2 protein-coding genes are annotated in these 1,581 nt (G+C 70.7%); one reads left to right on the top strand and one right to left on the bottom strand.

Annotated features, from left to right (window positions below):
* Positions 1–272 precede the first annotated feature (272 nt).
* Entirely contained in the window at positions 273–1,055 is a 783-nt protein-coding gene (locus ACLB9X_RS34335; RefSeq protein ID WP_410364333.1) for an IS5 family transposase, read from the top strand.
* Here the strand turns inward: ACLB9X_RS34335 and ACLB9X_RS34330 are convergent.
* Positions 1,021–1,515 (bottom strand): hypothetical protein, encoded by a 495-nt coding sequence (locus ACLB9X_RS34330; protein WP_410364332.1) that lies wholly within the window; start codon positions 1,513–1,515, stop codon positions 1,021–1,023. The two genes, ACLB9X_RS34335 and ACLB9X_RS34330, sit on opposite strands and share 35 nt — an antisense overlap.
* Positions 1,516–1,581 lie beyond the last annotated feature (66 nt).

Here is a 1,581-nt window from a genome sequence, read left to right as displayed (position 1 = left end):
AGAAGCTGTTGCTCTATCGATCTTGGTGGGCGTGAGTTCGAGATCGTCGACTCGGTCGGGTGATCTTCTGGCTGGCCGGGCATGAAAGCGGGGCCTCCCGCACAGCTCGTGGGTGTCGAATCCAACCGAGCAACAGGAGGCCCCTGGTGCTGCAGTCTTCCGTGCCGGCGTCGATGTCGTCCAACTCGGTGTCTCTGTCGTGTGATTGTCTCGCTCACCGGTTCGAAAACGCCGGGGACCGGCCGTACAGGCGACCGAGGTATCCGTCGGACATGAGCGACGCGGAGTGGGTCGTCGTACGCGACGCGATGCCGGTTCCCGGCTGGCTGGAGGGCCGCGGAGGGCAGCCGGAGAGCTATTGCCACCGGCAGATGGTCGACGCGGTGCGCTACCTGGTCGCGGGCGGCATCACCTGGCGGGCGATGCCCGCGGACTTCCCCGCGTGGGACCGCGTCTACGCCTTCTTCCGACGCTGGCGGGACAAGGGCCTGACCGCCGAGTTCCACGACCGGCTGCGCGACCGGGTCCGCCAGGCAGCGGGCCGGGACGCGGAGCCGACCGCAGCCGTCATCGACGCGCAGTCGGTGAAGGCAGCCGCATCGGTGCCGGCCGCGACCAGGGGCTTCGACGGCGGGAAGAAGGTCAACGGCCGCAAGCGGCACATCGTGGTGGACACCCTCGGACTGCTGCTGGCCGTGATGGTGACCGCGGCCTCGGCCACCGACCGGGACGCGGGACGGACACTCCTGGCCCGGCTGCGCGAGCGGCACTGGCGCGTAACGCGGGTGTGGGCCGACGGCGGCTACACCGGGCGCCTGGTCGACTTCGCCCGCGACGCCTGGCGGATCGCGCTGACCGTGGTCAGACGCAGCGACGGCACCAGCGGTTTCACCGTGCTGCCGAAGAGGTGGCTGGTGGAGCGCACGTTCGCGTGGCTGATGCACTCACGCCGACTGGCCCGCGACTACGAGACGCGCACCGACACCTCGGAGGCGGTGATCAAGTGGGCGATGAGCACGGTCATGAGCCGCCGCCTCGCCCGACGGGCACGCTGAACAGCCCCGGCCGTTCCTCTGCCAGCCAGCCCCGCGCGGCCAGCCGCTTGGCTTTCGACCGCACCCCTTCCACCTTCGCCGGGACCGGCTCCAGCCCGAGGGCAGCCGCGAGTTGACGACAGTCCATCGCCTCCCCGCGCATCCCGTTCCCGCCGGCCAGGACCTCCATGATCCGCTGGTAGTCCGGCGCGAGAACCGCCGGTGCGAGCCCTTCCTCCCAGTGCGGCACCACTGAGCCGGGCACCGCCTGCCTGACCTGCACCGGCCGTTCGCCGGTCACCACGACCGGCGCCCCATCCTCGCCTCCGCGGGGCTCCGCCAGAACCTCGCCCACCGTCTCACGGGCGATCACGAACCGCTCCCACACCGCCTCGGCCTCCCGCAGCTCGGCCTGGAGAGACTCCACCCGCTGCCGAGCGTCGCGTTCACGCTCCTCCAGCAACCCCATCACCGACGGCATCCCGGCACCTCCACCGAAGAGACGACACGACACCCCGTCCCTCCCGCCGAAACACCACGCCTACAC

Origin of the sequence: Streptomyces sp. 5K101, assembly GCF_046506645.1 — a bacterium.
Classification (GTDB): Bacteria; Actinomycetota; Actinomycetes; order Streptomycetales; family Streptomycetaceae; genus Streptomyces.
This window is presented reverse-complemented; position numbering and strand designations above follow the sequence as displayed.